We start from the raw sequence: 18,603 nt of genomic DNA, 5'->3' as shown, positions 1-18,603 counted from the left end.
GGCCCGTGAGTGAGCCCCGCGACCAGTTCGACGAGTCCGACGAGTTCGGCGAGACCGACCAGTTCGACGACATCGTCGCCGCCGAGACCGACCGAGACCCCGACCTGGCGGTGATCGAGGCCGGCAGCCGCACCCTGCGCGCCCAGGCCGGTCCGCCGCAGGGCGACCCCGTGCCCGCCCGGCCCGCCGACCCGGAGGTGGACAAGGCGCTCCGCGAGGTCGAGACCGAGCTGTCGACCCGCTGGGGCGAGACCAAGCTCGAGCCCTCGGTGACCCGTATCGCGGCGCTCATGGACGTCCTGGGCGAGCCCCAGCGCGCGTACCCCTCCATCCACATCACCGGGACGAACGGCAAGACGTCCACGGCCCGGATGATCGAGGCGCTGCTCGCCGCCTTCGACCTGCGCACCGGCCGGTACACCTCGCCGCACGTGCAGACGATCACCGAGCGCATCAGCCTGGACGGCGCCCCGATCTCCGCCGAGCGGTTCATCGAGACGTACCAGGACATCAAGCCGTACGTGGAGCTGGTCGACTCCCGCGAGGAGTACCGCCTCTCCTTCTTCGAGGTCATCACGGGCATGGCGTACGCGGCCTTCGCCGACGCGCCCGTGGACGTGGCGGTCGTCGAGGTCGGCATGGGCGGCACCTGGGACGCGACGAACGTGATCGACGCGCAGGTCGCCGTCGTCACCCCGATCGACCTGGACCACACCGACCGGCTCGGCGGGACGCCCGGCGAGATCGCGGTCGAGAAGTCCGGGATCATCAAGCAGGGCGCGACGGTCGTCCTGGCCCAGCAGCCGGTGGACGCGGCCCAGGTGATGCTGAAGAAGGCCGTCGAGGTCGACGCGACGGTGGCCCGCGAGGGCATGGAGTTCGGCATCGTCTCCCGCGAGGTCGCGGTCGGCGGCCAGCTGCTCACCCTGCGCGGACTCGGCGGCGAGTACGACGAGGTCTTCCTTCCGCTGCACGGCGCGCACCAGGCGCACAACGCCTCGGTCGCCCTCGCCGCGGTCGAGGCCTTCTTCGGGATCGGTGCGGAGCACGCCCGCACCCTGGACGTCGACACCATCCGGCGCGCCTTCGCCCAGGTGGCCTCCCCGGGCCGCCTTGAGGTCGTCCGCAAGTCCCCGACGGTCATCCTGGACGCGGCGCACAACCCGCACGGCGCGCGGGCCACCGCCGAGGGCATCAGCGAGTCCTTCGGCTTCTCCCGGCTCATCGGCGTGGTCTCCACCAGCGCCGACAAGGACGCCAAGGGCCTGCTCGAAGCCTTCGAGCCGATCTTCGCCGAGGTCGTCGTGACGGCGAACTCCAACCCGCGCGCCACGGACGTCGACGCGCTCGCGGCGGTCGCCGTGGAGGTGTTCGGCGAGGACCGGGTGGTCGTCGAGCCGCGTCTGGACGACGCGATCGAGACGGCCATCACCCTCGCGGAGGAAGAGGGCGAGTACAGCGGCGCGGGTGTGCTCGTGACCGGTTCGATCTTCACGGTCGGGGACGCCCGGCTGCTGCTCGGAAGGCGCTGAATCCGATGCGTACGCTCTGTGCCTCGACGCTGATCGGCGAGTTCTTCGTGATCGGCTTCGCCGGGCTCGTCGCCATGAAGGACGACAGCCTGTCGATGGCCACGGTCTGGTGGGTCTGCGGTGTCGCGATGCTGCTCTCGGTCCTGCTGTGCGGGATGATCACCCGCCCGGGCGGCGTCCAGCTCGGCTGGGCGCTGCAGATCGCCCTGATCGCGAGCGGTTTCGTGGTCCCGGTGATGTTCTTCCTCGGCGCGGTCTTCGCGGCGCTGTGGTGGGCCTCCTGCCACTACGGCGCGAAGATCGACGAGGCCAAGGCCCGCTGGGCCGCCCAGGCGGAGGCCGCGGAGGCCGGCGCACCGGCCCCGGAGGCGGGCTAGCCGCCAGGGCCGGGCCCGCCCGGGCCCGGGCCGTCGCCACGTGGGCGGCGCGTCGCCACGCGGGTGGCGCGCAGGGCCCCGTGCAGGGGCGGTGCGGCGCCGCGCGGGGCGGGCTGGGGAGGGCCTGACGCTGAGTAATCGGTGGCCGGACGAGCCCTGTAGCCTCTGAGTCCCGCACACCGCACTAAGGAGCCCCACCGTGAGCCAGCGCACGCTCGTCCTGCTCAAGCCCGACGCCGTCCGCCGTGGCCTGATCGGCGAGATCATCGGTCGTATCGAGCGCAAGGCCGGCTGGACGATCTCCGCGCTCGAACTGCGCGAGCTGAGCCAGGAGACGCTGGAGCAGCACTACGGAGAGCACAAGGGCAAGCCCTTCTACGAGCCGCTGATGGGCTTCATGCAGTCCGGCCCGGTCGTCGCCCTGGTCGTCGACGGCGAGCGCGTCATCGAGGGCCTGCGGACCCTGGCCGGCCCGACCGACCCGATCGCCGCCGCCCCCGGCTCCATCCGTGGCGACTACGGCACCATCGTCCGCGAGAACCTGATCCACGCCTCGGACTCCGAGGAGTCCGCCGCCCGGGAGCTGAAGATCTTCTTCCCCGGCCTGGCCTGATCCGGAGACGGCGGACAGGGCGGACAGGGCCGACCGGGTACATCCCGTTCTGACCCGAAGTCAGCCATCCACCGCAACGCGCCTGGGGCGACCGAAGGAATTTCGGTCGCCCCCGGGCATATGAACGGCGGGACCGGGAACGCGTAGCACCGTCCTGTCGTCACCTGTACAGAGGTGGACCACCGCGCGGTATCCGGGTGGGCGGCACTACGATGGAAAACTCCACGCCGTAGCACCCGAACACCCACCACTTCGCACCACCTCGCCTACCTGAGAAGCCGTCAACGCTCCGATTGGGAAGGCTCGACGCATCCTCATGGGAAACAAGGGGAACTCAATGTCGTTCATCGGCCGTGACATGGCTGTCGACCTCGGGACCGCCAACACGCTGGTGTACGTCAGGGGCCGAGGCATCGTTCTGAACGAGCCGTCCGTCGTCGCGATCAACACCAACACCGGCGGCATCCTGGCGGTCGGCGCCGAGGCGAAGAAGATGATCGGCCGGACGCCCGGCAACATCGTCGCCGTCCGGCCCCTGAAGGACGGCGTGATCGCCGACTTCGAGATCACCGAGCGCATGCTGCGCTACTTCATCCTCAAGATCCACAAGCGCCGCTACCTGGCCCGCCCCCGGGTCGTCGTCTGCGTGCCCTCCGGCATCACCGGAGTGGAGCGCCGCGCCGTCATCGAGGCCTCGACGCAGGCCGGCGCCCGCCAGGTGCACATCATCGAAGAGCCCATGGCCGCCGCCATCGGATCGGGCCTGCCGGTCCACGAGGCCACGGGCAACATGGTCGTCGACATCGGCGGCGGCACCACCGAGGTCGCCGTGATCTCGCTCGGCGGAATCGTCACAGCACAGTCGATCCGGGTGGCCGGCGACGAGCTCGACAACGCGATCATCCAGCACATCAAGAAGGAGTACTCGCTCCTCCTCGGTGAGCGGACCGCCGAGCAGATCAAGATCACCATCGGCTCGGCGTACGACCTCGACAAGGACGAGCACACCGAGATCCGCGGGCGTGACCTCGTCTCCGGTCTGCCCAAGACCGTGGTCATCTCGGCCGCCGAGGTCCGCAAGGCCATCGAGGAGCCGGTCAACGCCATCGTCGACGCCGTGAAGACGACGCTCGACAAGTGCCCGCCCGAGCTCTCCGGTGACGTGATGGACCGCGGCATCGTTCTCACGGGTGGCGGCGCCCTGCTGCGCGGCCTGGACGAGCGGCTCCGCCGTGAGACCGGGATGCCGATCCACATTGCCGAGGATCCGCTGGACTCCGTGGCGCTGGGCTCCGGCAAGTGCGTGGAGGAGTTCGAAGCCCTCCAGCAGGTCCTGGACGCCCAGCCCCGCCGATAACGAATGGGCGGCTATCGGCTCGCGATCGGCCGCACGGGTGGCAAGACCCCCCGTACGGCCGATCGTTGATATAACGACACGAACCCGCACGAACCGCACGGAACAACCGAACCACGAGGAAAGGCACGGCCGCCGCACGTGAGGGACACACGAGAGAGCCGGCTGCTCCTGGTGCTGCTGATCGCCATCGCGTTCGCACTGATCACGGTGGACATCCGCGGCGGCGAGGAGTCACCCGTCGACGGCGCCCGACAGGCGGCCGCGGCGGTCTTCGGACCGGTCGAGAACGGTGTCGCGGCGGCCGTCGACCCGATCGGCAACGCCATAGGCGCGGTGCGCGACTCGGGGGAGCGGCACGACCGCCTCGCCGCCCTGGAGCGCGAGAACGCGGCCCTCAAGGCCAAGCTCGGCAGCGACGACCGCAACCGCAGCCGCCTCCGCGAGCTCGACACCCTCCTCAAGACGGCCGGCGCCGGGCAGTACGGCATCAAGGGCGCCGAGGTCATCGCCATAGGAGCGGCCCAGGGCTTCTCCTGGACGGTCACCATCGACGCCGGCGCCAACGACGGCATCGAGCGGGACATGACCGTGCTGAACGGCTCCGGCCTGGTCGGCCGCGTCACCACCGTCGGCCCCTCCACCGCGACCGTGCTCCTCGCCAGCGACCCCGACTTCACCGTCGGCACCCGCATGGAGAACTCGGACGAACTGGGCTTCGCCACCGGCCAGGGCAACGGGCCGCTCCTCGTCCAGCTCCTCAACGGCAAGGCGAAGGTGAAGAACGGCGACCGGCTCGTCACCTTCGGCTCGCAGGCGAGCAAGCCCTTCGTGCCCGGCGTCCCGGTCGGCGAGGTCGTCCGCGTCGACCCGCTCGGCGGCGGCCTCACCCGCAACATCTACGTCCGCCCGTACGTGAGCTTCTCCAAGCTCGACATCGTCGGCGTCGTCGTCCAGGCCCCGCGCACCAACCCGCGCGACATGGTCCTGCCGCCCAAGCCGAAGCCCGCGCCGACCGTCACCGTCACGGTCACGCCGCCGCCCCCGGCGGGGGAGCAGCAGCCGCAGGGCCAGGTCGAGGGCCAGGTGCAGGGCGACCAGCCGCAGGGCCAGGCGCAGGGGGAGCAGCAGCCAGGGGTGCAGCCCGGCCAGCAACAGCAGGGGCAGAAACCCGAGAACGAGCAGCCGAACGACCAGCAGGGGGACTGAGGCATGAAGTTCAACCGGATCCTGCTCTCCGCCACGCTCGTCGTCGTCGCCCTGGTCATCCAGGTCTCCGTCCTCGCGCGGCTCCAGCTCCCCGGCGCCGTACCCGATCTCGTCCTGCTGACCGTCCTCGGTCTCGCGCTCGTGTACGGCCCGGTCAGCGGCTCCCTCATCGGCTTCGGGGCCGGACTCCTCGCCGACCTCGCCCCGCCCGCCGACCACGCCGCCGGCCGCTACGCCCTGGTCCTCTGCGTCATCGGCTACCTCGCCGGACTCGCCCGCCCCGACAACGGCAAGCTCAAGTCCGCCAGTGGCCCGATGGCCGTGGTCGTCGCAGCGTCGATCGGCTCCACCCTGCTGTACGCGGGGGTCGGCGCCCTCGTCGGCGACACCGCCGCCCGCCATGTCGGCCTCGGCTTCCTGCTGTTCACCGCGGCCCTCTACGACCTGCTTCTCGCGCCCTTCACCGTGCCGCTGATCATGGCGCTGGCCCGGCGCGCGGAGAACGACCCGCTCGCCGCCGACACCTCGGCCGGCACGGACGTCGCCTCCGGCTGGCTCAGCTCGGGCACCGGCCTGCAGATCGGCAACCAGCGCGGCGGCCTGCGCGTCAAGGCCGCCCGGACGAGAGCGGCACGCGCAGGCCGCATCAAGGGAGTCAAGCGACTGTGAGCGAGGGGGCACCGGCAGCATGAGCAACATCCCGGAGACCGGGCGGACCCCCAGGGTCCAGGTCCGGCTCGTGATCATCCAGATCCTGGTCTTCTCCCTCCTCCTCACCCTCGGCGGACGCCTCTGGTACCTCCAGATCCGCAACGGCAAGGAGTACGCCGAGGAGGCGAAGAGCAACAACATCCAGCGCGTCGTCCAGCCCGCCGTCCGCGGCTCGATCCTCGACGCCCGGGGCGTCCCGCTCGCCGACAACGAGACCCGGCTCGTGGTCTCGGCGTCCCGCACGGACCTGATGAAGATGAAGGACGACGGCAAGGCCGTCCTCACCCGTCTGGCGGGCGTCCTCGGCATGAAGCCCAAGGACGTCATGGACAAGGTCCGGCTCTGCGACTCCCAGACCCCCAAGCCCTGCTGGAACGGTTCCCCCTACCAGCCGATCCCGATCACCGACGAGGCCACCACGCAGCAGGCCCTGCGGATCCGGGAGTCCACCGAGGACTTCCCCGGCATCTCGGCCGAGCTGACCGCCGTACGCCGTTACACGGCCCCCGGCAAGGCCCGCACCGCGCAGGTGCTCGGCTACCTCTCGCCGGTCACCGACGAGGAGATCCAGAAGGCCAAGGACACCGAATCGCCCTATCTGCGATCCGACCAGATCGGCCGCTCCGGCATCGAACGCACCTACGACAAGGAGCTGCGCGGCAAGGCGGGCGTCACGTCGTACGAGGTGGACAAGGTCGGCCGGGTCATGGGCCAGACCCAGTCCGATCCGGGTGTGCCCGGCTCCACCCTCGTCACCAGCATCGACGCCCGTGTCCAGGCCGTCGCCGAGTACGAACTCGCCCAGGCGATGAAGACGGTCCGCGGCGAGACCGACAAGATCACCGGCCGGAAGTACGAGGCCGACGCCGGCGCCGTCGTCGTCATGGAGTCCAAGACCGGTCGCGTCGTCGCGATGGCGTCCCAGCCCGACTACGACCCCAACGCCTGGGTCGGCGGCATCTCCGGCAAGGACTACGCCCAGCTCACCAGCAAGGACTCCAACTACCCGCTGCTCAACCGGGCCATCCAGGGCCAGGCGCCCGCCGGCTCCGTCTTCAAGGTCGTGTCGGCGAGCGCGGCCGTGCGGGCCGGCTACGACTTCAACGACAAGTACCTCTGCAGCAGCTCCTACAGCATGGGCAACCGGAGCTTCGCGAACTTCGAGTCCCAGGGGCACGGCCCCATCACCCTCGGGGACGCCCTCAAGTACTCCTGCAACACCGTCTTCTACCGTCTCGGCCACCAGGAGTGGAACCGCGACGGCGGCCTCAAGCCCAAGAAGGACGCCCACGACTGGTTCTACCGGACCGCCCGTGACTTCGGCTTCGGCTCCGAGACCGGCATCGACGTGCCGAACGAGGTCACCGGCCGTATCCCGGACCGCCAGTGGAAGCAGAGGTTCTGGGAGGCCAACAAGGACGCCTGGTGCAAGCAGGGCAAGAAGGGGGGCAGCTACGTCGAGCAGATCGCCTATGAGAGCTGCCTCGAGGGCAACCAGCTGAAGGCCTACGACAGCATCAACTTCTCCATCGGCCAGGGCGACGTCCTCATCACGCCCGTCCAGCTGGCCACCGCCTACGCCGCCATCAGCAACGGCGGCACGCTCTTCAACCCGACCATCGGCAAGGCCGTGATCAGCCCCGACGGCAAGAGCGTCCAGGAGATCAAGCCCGAGCCCCACGGGAAGCTGCCGGTCAACGCCGAGACGATCCGGGACCTCGACAAGGGACTGCGCTCGGTCGTCGAGCCCGGCGGCACCGCCGCCTGGCGGTTCGGCGGCTGGCCGCAGGACAAGATCCCGATGCGCGCCAAGACCGGTACCGCGCAGGTCTACGGCAAGCAGACGACCTCCTGGTTCGCCACGTACACCGACGACTTCACCATCGTCATGACGATCTCCCAGGGTGGTACGGGCTCCGGTGCCTCGGGTCCCGCGGTGCGCAACATCTACGACGCGCTCTACGGCCTCGACGACTCCGGGAACCAGGACCTCAAGCGGGCCCTCCTGCCCAAGCCGCAGGCGGCGCTGCCGAAGGTCCAGCCGGACGGCACCATCGACGCGCCGGACGTCAAGGCGTACGACCCGAAGTCCCAGCTGGTCGACCCGGAGAAGCAGGGCGACGGACAACAGCCGCTCGCGGGACCGCCGCCCGGCAGGACGGGAGACTGAACCGATGACCGCACCCCACGGCTTCTCCGTCTCCCGGTACGCCCCCGAGCGCGGCACCCTCGCCAAGCTCACCGCCCGGGACTCGGTGCTGCGCCGGCTCGACTGGCCGATGCTGCTCTCCGCGCTCGCCCTGTCCTTCCTCGGCGCGCTGCTCGTCTGGTCCGCCACCCGCGGCCGCACCGAGCTCAACGGCGGCGACCCGTACGCCTTCCTGTTCCGTCACTCGCTGAACACCGGCATCGGCTTCGCGTTGATGATCGGCACGATCTGGCTCGGCCACCGCACCCTGCGCGGCGCGGTGCCGATCCTCTACGGCATCTCGATCGTGCTGATCCTCGCCGTGCTCACCCCGCTCGGCGCGACCATCAACGGCGCGCACGCGTGGATCGTGATCGGCGGCGGCTTCTCGCTCCAGCCCAGCGAGTTCGTGAAGATCACGATCATCCTCGGCATGGCGATGCTGCTCGCGGCCAAGGTCGACGCCGGTGACCAGGTGCACCCGGACCACCGGACCGTCGCCAAGTCCCTGCTCCTCGCCGCGCTGCCGATGGCCATCGTCATGCTGATGCCGGACCTCGGCTCGGTGATGGTCATGGCGGTCATCGTGCTCGGTGTGCTGCTCGCCTCCGGCGCCTCCAACCGCTGGGTCCTCGGTCTCATCGGGGCCGGCATCGCGGGTGCGGTCGCGGTCACCGCGCTCGGCCTGCTCGACGAGTACCAGATCAACCGCTTCGCCGCCTTCGCCAACCCCGAACTCGACCCGGCGGGCGTCGGCTACAACACCAACCAGGCGCGCATCGCGATCGGCTCCGGAGGCCTGTACGGCGCGGGGCTCTTCAACGGCCACCAGACCAGCGGCCAGTTCGTGCCCGAGCAGCAGACCGACTTCATCTTCAGCGTCGCGGGCGAGGAGCTCGGCTTCCTCGGCGGCGGACTGATCATCGTGCTGCTCGGTGTGATCCTCTGGCGCGCCTGCCGGATCGCCCGCGAGACCACCGAGCTCTACGGCACGATCGTCGCCGCCGGCATCATCGCCTGGTTCGCCTTCCAGTCCTTCGAGAACATCGGCATGGCGCTCGGCATCATGCCGGTGGCGGGTCTGCCCCTGCCGTTCGTGTCGTACGGCGGCTCGTCGATGTTCGCGGTGTGGGTGGCCATCGGACTGCTCCAGTCGATCAAGGTGCAGCGCCCGATGACGGCCTGAGGCGGCCAGCGTCGGCCTGAGGCGGGCGCGGGGCACCCTCCCGTTCCGTTCACTTCCCGTCTAGATTCGATTCATGGCGGAGACGAAGCGCGAGATCGAGCGGAAGTACGAAGCCACGGCGCGGACGGAGCTGCCCGACCTGACGCGGGCCCCCGGCGTCGCCTCGGTCGAGGACCGGGGCGTCGCCGAACTCGACGCGGTCTACTACGACACGCCCGACCTGCGGCTCGCCGCGGACGCGCTGACCCTGCGCCGCCGCACGGGCGGCGGGGACGCGGGCTGGCACCTCAAGTTCCCGGTCGCCTCCGGGATCCGCGACGAGATCAGGGCCCCGCTCTCCGACACCCTCCCCAAGGCCCTGGCGGGTCTGGTCCGCTCCCGCACGCGCGCCGAGACCGTCGTCCCGGTCGTCCGCCTCCGCTCCACCCGCCAGGTCCACCACCTGGTGGACGACGAGGGCACCCTGCTCGCCGAGCTCTCCGTCGACACGGTGCGCGCGGAACGCCTCCCGGAGGGCCCGGACACCTCCTGGACGGAGATCGAGGTCGAACTCGCCGACGACGCGGACCCGACCGTCCTCGACGCGGTGGAGAAGCGCCTGAAGAAGGCGGGGATCCGCCCGTCGGCGTCGGCGTCGAAGGTCGCGCGGGCGCTGGCGGAGACGGGCCGGGAGCCCGAGCCCGAGTACGCCTCACCCCCGGCCGACACCGCGGGCGCCCGCGTCCTCGCCTACGTACGGGACCAGGTGGAGGCGATCGTCGCCCTCGACCCCGCCGTGCGGCGCGACCTCCCCGACTCCGTGCACCAGATGCGCGTCGCCTGCCGGCGCCTGCGCAGCGCCTTCAAGAGCTACCGCAAGGTCCTCGACCGCGCCGCCACCGACCCGATCGGCGACGAACTCAAGTGGCTCGCCGGCGAACTGGGCGTCGCCCGCGACCAGGAGGTCCTCACCGAACGCCTCCGCACCCGCCTCGACGCGATCCCCCGCACCCTCGTCCTCGGCCCCGTCCGCGCCCGCCTGCGCATCTGGAACAACGCCCACGGCGGCGGCGCCCGCCGCAAGACCCTCGCCGCTCTCGACTCCGCCCGCCACCTCGCGCTGCTCGGCGCCCTCGACGCGCTGCTCACCGACCCGCCGCTGCTCAAGGCCGCCGCCGACGCCCCGGCACCCGTCCTCGCCGCCGCCGTCCTCAAGGACTACGACCGCCTCGCCACGCGTGCCGGACACGCCCTCGCCCTGCTGCCCGGCCACGACCGCGACCTCGCGATGCACGAGACCCGCAAGGCGGCCAAGCGCGCCCGGTACGCCGCCGAGGCCGCCACCCCCACCCTCGGCAAGCCCGCCAAGCGCTTCGCCAAGCGGATGAAGGCCGTCCAGAGTGTCCTCGGGGAACACCAGGACAGCGTCGTCGCCCGCGAGGCCCTGCGCGACCTCGCCATCCAGGCCCACGCGGCCGGCGAGTCCGCCTTCACCTGGGGACTCCTGCACGGCCAGGAGGAGGCGGCCGGTGCGGCGGGGGAGAACGAGTTTCCGCAGGTCTGGGCCAGGGCCTCGGCCCCTGAACTGAGGGCGCCACTCACCCACTGAGCACCGGGTACGCTTGAGAGTCGCCCCCTGCCAGCTCACGAAGGTTCGAGATGTCTGCTGCCGAGTCTGTCTTCCCGCAGCTCGAAGCTCTGCTCCCGCACGTGCAGAAGCCGATTCAGTACGTCGGTGGAGAGCTGAACTCCACGGTCAAGCCGTGGGAGTCCGCCGACGTCCGCTGGGCACTGATGTACCCGGACGCGTACGAGGTCGGTCTGCCCAACCAGGGCGTCATGATCCTCTACGAGGTACTGAACGAGCGCGAGGGCGTCCTGGCCGAGCGGACGTACAGCGTCTGGCCGGACCTCGAAGAGCTGATGCGGGAGCACGGCGTCCCGCAGTTCACCGTCGACAGCCACCGCCCGGTCGGCGCGTTCGACGTCTTCGGCCTGAGCTTCTCCACGGAGCTCGGCTACACCAACATGCTCACGGCCCTCGACCTGGCGGGCATCCCGCTGGAGTCCAAGGACCGCACCGTCGACCACCCGATCGTGCTCGCCGGCGGCCACGCCGCGTTCAACCCCGAGCCGATCGCGGACTTCGTCGACGCGGTGATCATCGGCGACGGCGAGCAGGCCGTCCTCGACATGACCGAGATCATCCGCGCCTGGAAGGCCGAGGGCCGACCGGGCGGGCGCGAGGAGGTCCTCCTCCGGCTCGCCAAGACCGGCTCGGTCTACATCCCGGGCTTCTACGACGTCGAGTACCTCCCGGACGGCCGGATCGCCCGCGTGGTCCCGAACCGCTCGGGCGTGCCGTGGCGCGTCTCGAAGCACACGGTCATGGACCTCGACGAGTGGCCCTACCCGAAGCAGCCGCTGGTCCCGCTCGCCGAGACGGTCCACGAGCGGATGTCGGTGGAGATCTTCCGCGGCTGCACCCGCGGCTGCCGTTTCTGCCAGGCCGGCATGATCACGCGCCCCGTGCGGGAGCGAAGCATCACCGGCATCGGCGAGATGGTCGAGAAGGGCCTCAAGGCGACCGGTTTCGAGGAGGTCGGCCTGCTCTCGCTGTCCTCCGCCGACCACACGGAGATCGCCGACATCGCCAAGGGCCTGGCGGACCGCTACGAGGAAGACAAGATCGGCCTCTCGCTCCCCTCCACCCGGGTGGACGCCTTCAACGTCGACCTCGCGAACGAGCTGACCCGCAACGGTCGCCGCTCCGGTCTGACCTTCGCCCCCGAGGGCGGCTCCGAGCGCATGCGCAAGGTCATCAACAAGATGGTCTCGGAGGAGGACCTGATCCGTACGGTCGCCACGGCCTACGGCAACGGCTGGCGCCAGGTGAAGCTGTACTTCATGTGCGGCCTGCCGACGGAGACCGACGAGGACGTCCTCCAGATCGGTGACATGGCGGTCAACGTGATCGCCAAGGGCCGCGAGGTCTCCGGCCAGAACGACATCCGCTGCACGGTCTCCATCGGCGGCTTCGTCCCGAAGCCCCACACCCCCTTCCAGTGGGCCCCGCAGCTCTCCGCGGAGGAGACGGACGCGCGCCTGGCGAAGCTCCGGGACAAGATCCGCGGCGACAAGAAGTACGGCCGCTCGATCGGCTTCCGCTACCACGACGGCAAGCCCGGCATCGTCGAGGGCCTCCTCTCCCGCGGTGACCGCCGCATCGGCGCCGTCATCCGCGCGGTCTACGAGGACGGCGGCCGCTTCGACGGCTGGCGCGAGCACTTCTCGTACGACCGCTGGATGGCCTGCGCCGACAAGACGCTCCCCGAGCAGGGCGTCGACGTCGCCTGGTACACCACCCGCGAGCGCACCTACGAGGAGGTCCTCCCCTGGGACCACCTGGACTCGGGCCTGGACAAGGACTGGCTCTGGGAGGACTGGCAGGACGCCCTCGACGAGACCGAGGTCGACGACTGCCGCTGGACGCCGTGCTTCGACTGCGGCGTGTGCCCGGCCATGCAGACCGAGATCCAGGTCGGCCCCACAGGCAAGAAGCTGCTGCCGCTGACGGTCGTCAAGTAGCCGCACAGCACTCCGACGACGGCCCGGCGCGAGGGAGACCCCGCGCCGGGCCGTCGCGCTGCTGCCCCCCGGGTGACCGAGCCTGGGGAACCGGTGACGGCCTCTACGCGTACTCTGGGTAGTACAACAACCGCCTCCGGCGCGGCGCCCACATCCGAGATCTCCCCGCGAGAGCGGGGGTGAGCCGGGTGGGCCCCCCAGAGGCCCCCTGTCTGTTCGAGGGCGGCGCGGCACCCGCGCCCGCCCCGCACCGAGGAGAAGAACCACTGGGCAAGCGACAGCCCGAAGGCCCGCCGCCCGCACCGGCGGTGCAGCGCATCCGACTGCGCTACACCAAGCGCGGCCGCCTCCGGTTCACCAGCCACCGTGACTTCCAGCGCGCCTTCGAGCGCGCGCTGCGCCGCGCCGAGGTGCCCATGGCGTACTCGGCCGGATTCACCCCGCACCCCAAGGTGTCGTACGCCAACGCCGCCCCCACGGGTACGGGCTCCGAGGCCGAGTACCTGGAGATCGCCCTCACCGAGGCACGGGACCCCGAGACCCTGCGGGCCCTGCTCGACGAGTCGCTCCCGGCCGGCCTCGACATCACCGACGCCGTCGAGGCCCGTACCTCGGGACTCGCCGACCGGCTCACCGCCTCCGTGTGGGAGCTCCGGCTCGACGGCGTCACCCCCGAGGACGCGCAGAAGGCCGTCGACGCCTTCCTCGCGGCCGAGACCGTGGAAGTACAGCGCAAGACCAAGAACGGCATCCGTTCCTTCGACGCCCGCTCCGCCGTCGCAGAGCTCCAGGCACGTTCCGCGGCTGATAGGCCGCTGGACAATGCCTGTGCGATACTGCGGCTGGTTGTTCGGCACGTGACACCTGCCGTGCGACCCGACGACGTCCTGTCCGGTCTCCGAGCTGTGGCCGACCTGGCGCCGCCGGTCCCCGCAGCGGTGACCAGGCTGGCGCAGGGGCTCTTCGACGAGGAGTCCGGCACGGTGACCGACCCGCTCGCGCCCGACCGCGAGGCAGTCACGGCCGCTTCACCCACGGCCGCCGCGACCGCTTCAGCGACGGCGCCGGGTACCGGTTCCGCGTAGGGAGCGGTCGTCGTAGCGCAGCCCTGGCACTCGGGAGCCACCTGGGTCCGGCAGCGCACTGACCAGGAGACTTTCGCCAGGCCGTGCGTACAACGCGTACGGAACCGGCGAGCCAGACATCAGCTCCCGTGCGGCGCCCGCGCCCCGGACGGCGGCACCGCGCATCGTGCGCGATCGTGCCGCCGGACCGGACCAAGACGCGGCGCCCGGGGGCGTGACGGGAGAACCGCCCGCATGCTCGAGCAGCACGAAGAAAGCAACGAGAACAACAACGCACCGGGTGACAAGCTGCCGCCGCGCCGCAGGCGCCGCGCCGCTTCCCGCCCCGCCGGTCCGCCGGTCGCGGCGGAGGTCACCGAGACCGTGGCCGAGACCGTCGTCGAGACGCCGGACACCACCCCGGCCGCCGCGCCGGAGCCCGTGGAGGAGCCCGCCGCTCCCGCGCGCCCGCGTCGCCGCGCCACCCGCAAGGCCACCGCCCCGGCCCCGGTCGCCGAGACCGTCGAGGCCGTCGAGCCCGAGCCCGTCGTGGCCGAGGCCCCCGTCGCGGAGCCGGCCGCCGCCCCGGCCCGTACGCGTCGCCGTGCCACCCGTAAGGCCACCACGCCCGAGCCGGTCGTCGAGGCCGAGGCCGTCGTGGAGGCCCCCGTCGCGGAGGCCCCTGTCGTGGAGGCTCCCGTCGCGGAGCTGGCCGCCGCCCCGGCCCGTACGCGTCGCCGTGCCACCCGCAAGGCCACCACGCCCGAGGGCACCCCCGCCGGCGGCGAGAGCCTGCCGCAGGAGACCGTCACGCAGATCACCGCCGAGGCCGCCGAGCCCGAGGTCGCCGCCGCCGAGAAGGCCGCCACCCGGGGCCGCACCCGCCGCCGCGCCACCTCTCCGCAGTTCACCTCCGAGCCCGCGGCGCCCGCGGCGGCCGACGAGGAGCCCCGTGGCCGCCGTGCCGCGCGCCCCGCCGTCGCCGTCTTCCAGGCCCCGGTCTTCACCGAGCCCATGTTCCAGACCCCGGAGACCGCGGCCGCCGCCGCTGCCGCCGAGGTCGTGGAGGAGGACGAGGAGGAGACGGTCGAGGCCGAGGAGACCGCCGCGCCCGTCGAGGCCGTCGAGCGTCCCGAGCCCGCCGGCCGCCGGCGCCGCCGTCGTCGTGGCGAGCCCGCCGAGCCCGTGGCCGTCGAGCCGGTGCCCGCCACCGTCGCCGACGAGCCCGAGGTCGAGGCCGAGGAGCCCGAGGCGGAGGCCGAGGAGACCGACGAGTACGGGGACCGCCCGTCCCGCCGTCGCCGCCGTGGCGGCCGTCGCCGTCGCCGCGGTGAGCTCGCCGAGGCCGAGGAGACCGAGGAGAGCGACGAGGCGGACGAGGCCCGCGCCGAGGACGAGGAGTCCGAGGACGAGGAGTCCGACACCGACGAGTACGAGGGCGGCGCGCCGTCCTCCGGCAGCAGCAGCTCCCGTCGCCGCCGTCGCCGTCGCCGTCGCAGCGGTGACGCCGGTGGCGAGGCGGAGGCGGGCGACGAGGACGGCGTCCGTACGGTCGTCAAGGTCCGCGAGCCCCGCCCGGCCCGCGAGAAGGCCGAGCCGTCCGACGAGGTCCAGTCCATCAAGGGCTCGACCCGTCTGGAGGCGAAGAAGCAGCGCCGCCGCGAGGGCCGCGAGCAGGGCCGCCGCCGCGTCCCGATCATCACCGAGGCCGAGTTCCTGGCCCGCCGTGAGGCCGTCGAGCGCGTCATGGTCGTCCGCCAGAACGGCGAGCGCACCCAGATCGGCGTCCTGGAAGACAACGTGCTCGTCGAGCACTACGTCAACAAGGAGCAGGCCACCTCGTACGTCGGCAACGTCTACCTGGGCAAGGTCCAGAACGTGCTGCCGTCGATGGAGGCCGCCTTCGTCGACATCGGCAAGGGCCGCAACGCCGTCCTGTACGCCGGTGAGGTCAACTTCGAGGCCCTCGGCATGGCCAACGGGCCGCGCCGCATCGAGACCGCCCTCAAGTCCGGCCAGTCGGTCCTCGTGCAGGTCACCAAGGACCCGATCGGGCACAAGGGTGCCCGTCTGACCAGCCAGGTCTCGCTGCCCGGCCGGTACCTCGTCTACGTCCCCGAGGGGTCGATGACCGGTATCAGCCGCAAGCTGCCCGACACCGAGCGCGCCCGGCTCAAGACCATCCTCAAGAAGATCGTCCCCGAGGACGCGGGCGTCATCGTGCGCACCGCCGCCGAGGGCGCGAGCGAGGACGAGCTGCGCCGTGACGTCGAGCGTCTGCAGGCGCAGTGGGAGGACATCCAGAAGAAGGCGAAGCGCGGCAACGCCCCGACCCTTCTCTACGGCGAGCCGGACATGACCGTCCGCGTCGTCCGCGACATCTTCAACGAGGACTTCTCGAAGGTCATCGTCAGCGGTGACGACGCCTGGGAGACCATCCACGGATACGTCAACCACGTCGCCCCGGACCTGACCGACCGCCTGTCCAAGTGGACGAGCGAGGTCGACGTCTTCGCGACGTACCGGATCGACGAGCAGCTGATGAAGGCGCTCGACCGCAAGGTCTGGCTGCCGAGCGGTGGCTCGCTGGTGATCGACAAGACCGAGGCGATGATCGTCGTCGACGTCAACACCGGCAAGTTCACCGGTCAGGGCGGCAACCTCGAAGAGACCGTGACGAGGAACAACCTCGAAGCGGCCGAGGAGATCGTTCGCCAGCTGCGCCTGCGCGACCTGGGCGGCATCGTCGTCATCGACTTCATCGACATGGTCCTGGAGTCCAACCGCGACCTGGTGCTGCGCCGCCTCCTGGAGTGCCTGGGCCGTGACCGGACCAAGCACCAGGTGGCCGAGGTCACCTCGCTGGGCCTGATCCAGATGACCCGTAAGCGGGTCGGCCAGGGCCTGCTGGAGTCCTTCTCCGAGACCTGCGTCCACTGCAACGGCCGTGGCGTCATCGTGCACATGGAGCAGCCGACCGCCCCCGGTGGCGGCGGCAGCGGCAAGCGCTCGAAGCGGCGTGGCCGCGGCGGCGCCGAGCACCACGAGCACGAGCACGTCGAGGGCGGCGCCGTCGAGGAGACGGAGTCCGAGACCGAGACGGTCGAGACCGAGGCCGAGGTGGCCGCCGAGATCGCCGCCCCGGTGGCCGTGGAGGAGCCCTTCCGCCCCGACGAGGAGCTGTACGGCAGCGCCGCCGAGGCCGAGGCCGCCGCCACGCGGGGCCGCGGTCGCCGTCGGGCGACCCGCAGGGTCTCCGCGCCGGTCGCCTCCACGCCCGCCCCGGCGGTCGTGGCGGAGCCCGAGCCCGTCGTCGAGGCCGCGCCGGTCGTCGAGGCCGTGGTCGAGGCGCCGGTCGTCGAGGAGGCCGCCCCGGCCCCCCGTGCGCGCCGCCGTGCCACGCGGAAGGCGACGGCCCCGGCCGGTTCGCCGGCCGCCGCGGAGCCGGTCGTCGAGACGGTCGTCGAGCCCGTCGCGGCCCCGGAGCCGGTCGTCGAGGCCGCCCCCGAGCCCGTGGTCGAGGCGCCCGTCGTCGAGGAGGCCCCCGTGGCCGCCCCGCCGAGGGCCCGTCGTCGGGTCGTCCGCAAGGTGACCGCCCCCGCCGGTTCGCCCTCGGGCGCCGAGGAGGCCGCCGTGCTGGTGGTCGAGTCCCCGGCCGCCGCGGCACCGGCCGAGGCGCCGGTCGCCGAGGCGCCCGCCGCGGACGGCGAGGCGGAGGCCGCGGCCCCGGCCAAGAAGACGGCCGCCCGCAAGACGGCGAAGAAGGCCACCGCGAAGAAGGCCGCCACCAAGAAGACGGCGACGGCCAAGAAGACCGCGGCGAAGAAGACGACCGCCAAGAAGGCCGCCGCCAAGAAGACGGCAGCCCCGGCGCAGGACTGACCGGCCGGTGCGGGCCGTCCTTCATCGGACGGCCCGCACCGCCCGTCTGCGGCCCGCCTCCGGGGAGTCACCCCAATTTGACCCCCCGAGGCACCCGCCGTAATCTTGACCGTCGGCGTGTCGTATGACATGCCAAACCCCTGAGCACCCTCCTCCCGGTCTGCCGAGAGAGGCCGCTCGTCCACTTCCGGATCACCGCGGGCTCCGGCCCGTGTGAGCGGCTGGCATCAGGGGCCCGTTCCCGAGTGAGAGAGAGATCCGCGTGTACGCCATCGTGCGCAGCGGTGGTCGCCAGCACAAGGTTGCTGTCGGCGACATCGTTGAGGTTGACAAGATTTCCACTGCCAAGGTTGGCGACACCGTAGAGCTCTCTACGCTGCTCGTTGTCGACGGCGACGCCGTGACCAGCGACCCGTGGGTGCTGGCCGGTATCAAGGTCACGGCCGAGGTCGTGGACCACCACAAGGGCGCGAAGATCGACATCCTTCGCTACAAGAACAAGACCGGTTACCGCCGTCGCCAGGGCCACCGCCAGCAGTACACGGCGATCAAGGTCACCGGCATCCCCGCGGCTGCGAAGTAAGGGACTGAGGAGAGATGGCACACAAGAAGGGCGCATCGTCCACCCGGAACGGTCGCGACTCCAACGCTCAGCGGCTCGGCGTGAAGCGCTTCGGCGGTCAGGTCGTCAACGCCGGTGAGATCCTGATCCGCCAGCGCGGCACCCACTTCCACCCGGGCTCGGGCGTCGGCCGTGGCGGCGACGACACGCTGTTCGCCCTGCAGGCCGGTTCGGTGCAGTTCGGCACCCACCGTGGCCGCAAGGTCGTGAACATCGTTCCGGTCGCCTGATCGGAATTCTTTCGCGGAGGCGGACCTCACTTCCCGGCAGGGAAGCGGGTCCGCCTTTCGCGTGTTAC

14 protein-coding genes are annotated in these 18,603 nt (G+C 71.3%); all 14 read left to right on the top strand.

The window, feature by feature from the left end:
* Positions 1-5 precede the first annotated feature (5 nt).
* Positions 6-1,532, top strand: coding sequence for a folylpolyglutamate synthase/dihydrofolate synthase family protein (locus tag AB0E14_RS03365; RefSeq protein WP_362411160.1), 1,527 nt, complete (start codon positions 6-8; stop codon positions 1,530-1,532).
* Between the two features lie 5 nt (positions 1,533-1,537).
* Entirely contained in the window at positions 1,538-1,909 is a 372-nt protein-coding gene (locus tag AB0E14_RS03360; RefSeq protein ID WP_362411157.1) for a DUF4233 domain-containing protein, read from the top strand.
* A gap of 199 nt (positions 1,910-2,108) precedes the next feature.
* Positions 2,109-2,522, top strand: coding sequence for a nucleoside-diphosphate kinase (gene ndk / locus AB0E14_RS03355; protein ID WP_362411154.1), 414 nt, complete (start codon positions 2,109-2,111; stop codon positions 2,520-2,522).
* A 337-nt stretch (positions 2,523-2,859) separates the two neighbouring features.
* On the top strand, positions 2,860-3,879 hold the full coding sequence (locus AB0E14_RS03350; RefSeq protein WP_017239313.1) for a rod shape-determining protein: 1,020 nt from the start codon (positions 2,860-2,862) through the stop codon (positions 3,877-3,879).
* A 138-nt stretch (positions 3,880-4,017) separates the two neighbouring features.
* Positions 4,018-5,085 carry a rod shape-determining protein MreC gene (gene mreC / locus AB0E14_RS03345; RefSeq protein ID WP_362411151.1) on the top strand — a complete coding sequence of 356 codons (1,068 nt, stop codon included), beginning with the start codon at positions 4,018-4,020 and terminating at the stop codon, positions 5,083-5,085.
* 3 nt (positions 5,086-5,088) lie between these two features.
* Positions 5,089-5,754: a rod shape-determining protein MreD gene (mreD, locus tag AB0E14_RS03340; protein WP_362411148.1), complete on the top strand. Its 666-nt coding sequence runs from the start codon at positions 5,089-5,091 to the stop codon at positions 5,752-5,754.
* A gap of 19 nt (positions 5,755-5,773) precedes the next feature.
* On the top strand, positions 5,774-7,966 hold the full coding sequence (mrdA, locus tag AB0E14_RS03335; RefSeq protein WP_362411145.1) for a penicillin-binding protein 2: 2,193 nt from the start codon (positions 5,774-5,776) through the stop codon (positions 7,964-7,966).
* Between the two features lie 4 nt (positions 7,967-7,970).
* Positions 7,971-9,170 (top strand): rod shape-determining protein RodA, encoded by a 1,200-nt coding sequence (gene rodA, locus AB0E14_RS03330; RefSeq protein ID WP_362411142.1) that lies wholly within the window; start codon positions 7,971-7,973, stop codon positions 9,168-9,170.
* Between the two features lie 73 nt (positions 9,171-9,243).
* On the top strand, positions 9,244-10,758 hold the full coding sequence (locus AB0E14_RS03325; protein ID WP_362411139.1) for a CYTH and CHAD domain-containing protein: 1,515 nt from the start codon (positions 9,244-9,246) through the stop codon (positions 10,756-10,758).
* 50 nt (positions 10,759-10,808) lie between these two features.
* Positions 10,809-12,737 (top strand): TIGR03960 family B12-binding radical SAM protein, encoded by a 1,929-nt coding sequence (locus AB0E14_RS03320; protein ID WP_362411137.1) that lies wholly within the window; start codon positions 10,809-10,811, stop codon positions 12,735-12,737.
* Between the two features lie 308 nt (positions 12,738-13,045).
* Positions 13,046-13,822 (top strand): TIGR03936 family radical SAM-associated protein, encoded by a 777-nt coding sequence (locus AB0E14_RS03315; protein ID WP_362411134.1) that lies wholly within the window; start codon positions 13,046-13,048, stop codon positions 13,820-13,822.
* Between the two features lie 234 nt (positions 13,823-14,056).
* A complete protein-coding gene (locus AB0E14_RS03310; protein ID WP_362411131.1) occupies positions 14,057-17,683 on the top strand; it encodes an Rne/Rng family ribonuclease in 3,627 nt (1,208 codons plus the stop codon).
* 262 nt (positions 17,684-17,945) lie between these two features.
* The gene (gene rplU, locus AB0E14_RS03305; RefSeq protein WP_015033583.1) at positions 17,946-18,266 is read left to right on the top strand and encodes a 50S ribosomal protein L21; all 321 of its coding nucleotides are present in this window, start codon (positions 17,946-17,948) and stop codon (positions 18,264-18,266) included.
* Positions 18,267-18,280: 14 nt separating this feature from the next.
* Positions 18,281-18,535 carry a 50S ribosomal protein L27 gene (gene rpmA, locus AB0E14_RS03300; RefSeq protein ID WP_030317577.1) on the top strand — a complete coding sequence of 85 codons (255 nt, stop codon included), beginning with the start codon at positions 18,281-18,283 and terminating at the stop codon, positions 18,533-18,535.
* Positions 18,536-18,603 lie beyond the last annotated feature (68 nt).

Source organism: Streptomyces sp. NPDC047981 (genome assembly GCF_040653315.1).
Taxonomy (GTDB): Bacteria; Actinomycetota; Actinomycetes; order Streptomycetales; family Streptomycetaceae; genus Streptomyces.
Note: the sequence above shows the minus strand (reverse complement) of the source record. Positions and strands in the feature narration are given on the sequence as shown.

What these genes read in the sequence shown, in the direction of transcription:
- AB0E14_RS03310 (WP_362411131.1), top strand. Translation starts at nt 14,057, where the DNA reads ATGCTCGAGCAGCACGAAGAAAGCAACGAGAACAACAACGCACCGGGT.
- AB0E14_RS03320 (WP_362411137.1), top strand. Translation starts at nt 10,809, where the DNA reads ATGTCTGCTGCCGAGTCTGTCTTCCCGCAGCTCGAAGCTCTGCTCCCG.
- AB0E14_RS03325 (WP_362411139.1), top strand. Translation starts at nt 9,244, where the DNA reads ATGGCGGAGACGAAGCGCGAGATCGAGCGGAAGTACGAAGCCACGGCG.
- AB0E14_RS03350 (WP_017239313.1), top strand. Translation starts at nt 2,860, where the DNA reads ATGTCGTTCATCGGCCGTGACATGGCTGTCGACCTCGGGACCGCCAAC.
- rpmA (WP_030317577.1), top strand. Translation starts at nt 18,281, where the DNA reads ATGGCACACAAGAAGGGCGCATCGTCCACCCGGAACGGTCGCGACTCC.
- mrdA (WP_362411145.1), top strand. Translation starts at nt 5,774, where the DNA reads ATGAGCAACATCCCGGAGACCGGGCGGACCCCCAGGGTCCAGGTCCGG.
- AB0E14_RS03360 (WP_362411157.1), top strand. Translation starts at nt 1,538, where the DNA reads ATGCGTACGCTCTGTGCCTCGACGCTGATCGGCGAGTTCTTCGTGATC.
- mreD (WP_362411148.1), top strand. Translation starts at nt 5,089, where the DNA reads ATGAAGTTCAACCGGATCCTGCTCTCCGCCACGCTCGTCGTCGTCGCC.
- rodA (WP_362411142.1), top strand. Translation starts at nt 7,971, where the DNA reads ATGACCGCACCCCACGGCTTCTCCGTCTCCCGGTACGCCCCCGAGCGC.